Raw genomic sequence first — 1,413 nt, forward strand, 5'->3', positions numbered from 1 at the left:
TCCCGCTCGTGGAGTGCCCCGACGGCACGTACCGGGGCGTGGAGGCCGTGGTCGACAAGGACCTCACCTCGGCGCTGCTCGCCGAGGAGGTGGGCGCGGACCTCCTGGCGATCACCACGGGCGTGGACCGTGTCGCGGTGGACTTCGGGCGGCCCGGACAGCGCTTCCTGGACCGGCTCGACGTGGCCTCGGCGCGGCGGCTGCTCACGGAGGGCCACTTCCCCGAAGGGAGCATGGGCCCGAAGATCCGGGGCGCGCTGCGCTTCGTGACGGGCGCGCCGGGCCGCGAGGCGCTCATCACCTCCGTGGCCGGGCTGCCCGCCGCGCTCGCGGGACGCGGCGGCACCCGCGTCCACCAGGGCCCGCCCGGCACCCGCCTCCCGGTCCCCCCGCCGGCCGCCGCCGGACGGCCCCGGTGACCCGCCCCGGCGCGCGGACGCCCGCGCGCCCCGCGCCGCCCCGCGTCCCGAGAAGAGGAACCATGCTGCTGGAGACCGGTACGGGCCTTCGTCGACGGCGCCGTGTACGTGCCAGCGACCGCGAAGACCGTGCACTGGGGGCGGCTGCCCTGCCGGTCCACGCCCCCGGTCGCCGAGATCCCCTCCGGCGGCGCGGTCACGCTCGACACCGTCTCGCACGAGGGCATCCTGGAGGACCAGGGCCGCGACCCGGTGGCGTTCTTCGGCGCCTACGGCGTGCGCCCGGAGGACGTCCTCTCCGACGCCCGCGAACTGGCGGCCTCGCACGCCGGGCGCGATCCGGCGCGGGACGGGCCGCACGTCGTCACGGGCCCGGTGCACGTCACCTCGGCGCGGCCCGGCGACGTCCTGCGGGTCGAGACGCTGTCCCTGCGCCGCCGGGCGGGGTACGGCATCGTCTCGACCCGGCACGGACGCGGCGCGCTCCCCGGTGAGTTCGCCCTGCGCGGACCGGAGTTCACCTTCTGCCGGACGGAGGGGGACACCGGGCTGATCGGCTACGGGGCCGGTCGCGCGGCGCGCTTCCCGCTCGCCCCCTTCCTCGGCCTGACCGGCGTCGCCACCGCGAGCGAGGAACCGGCGCACTCGGTGCCGCCGGGCCGGCACGGCGGCAATCTCGACATCAAGCACCTGGTCACCGGGAGCACCCTCTACCTGCCGGTCCAGGTCGAGGGGGCCGGTTTCCACGCGGGCGACCCGCACTGAGCGCAGGGCAACGGCGAGGTCGCGCTCACCGCCCTGGAGGCACCGCTGCGGGCCACGTTCCGGCCCACGGTGCTGCGCGACGCGGCGGCCCACCTGCTGCGCCGCCCCTTCGCCGAGACCCGCGCGCACTGGATACCCGTCGGGCTGCACGAGGACCTGGACGAGGCCATGCGGGACGCGGGTACGGGCCGCGCTCGCCTTCCTGCGCGAGCGGCACGGCATGGACGGG

At 77.2% G+C, this 1,413-nt stretch carries 1 protein-coding gene and 1 pseudogene; both read left to right on the plus strand.

What is annotated here, in order from left to right; all coding sequences use genetic code 11:
- Positions 1-419: pseudogene (locus tag SSBG_RS03630) on the plus strand (amino acid kinase); the annotation flags it as partial.
- A gap of 108 nt (positions 420-527) precedes the next feature.
- The gene (locus tag SSBG_RS03635) at positions 528-1,184 is read left to right on the plus strand and encodes an acetamidase/formamidase family protein (RefSeq protein WP_234010347.1); all 657 of its coding nucleotides are present in this window, start codon (positions 528-530) and stop codon (positions 1,182-1,184) included.
- Positions 1,185-1,413 lie beyond the last annotated feature (229 nt).

The sequence above is a fragment of the Streptomyces sp. SPB074 genome, from assembly GCF_000154905.1.
Classification (GTDB): Bacteria; Actinomycetota; Actinomycetes; order Streptomycetales; family Streptomycetaceae; genus Streptomyces.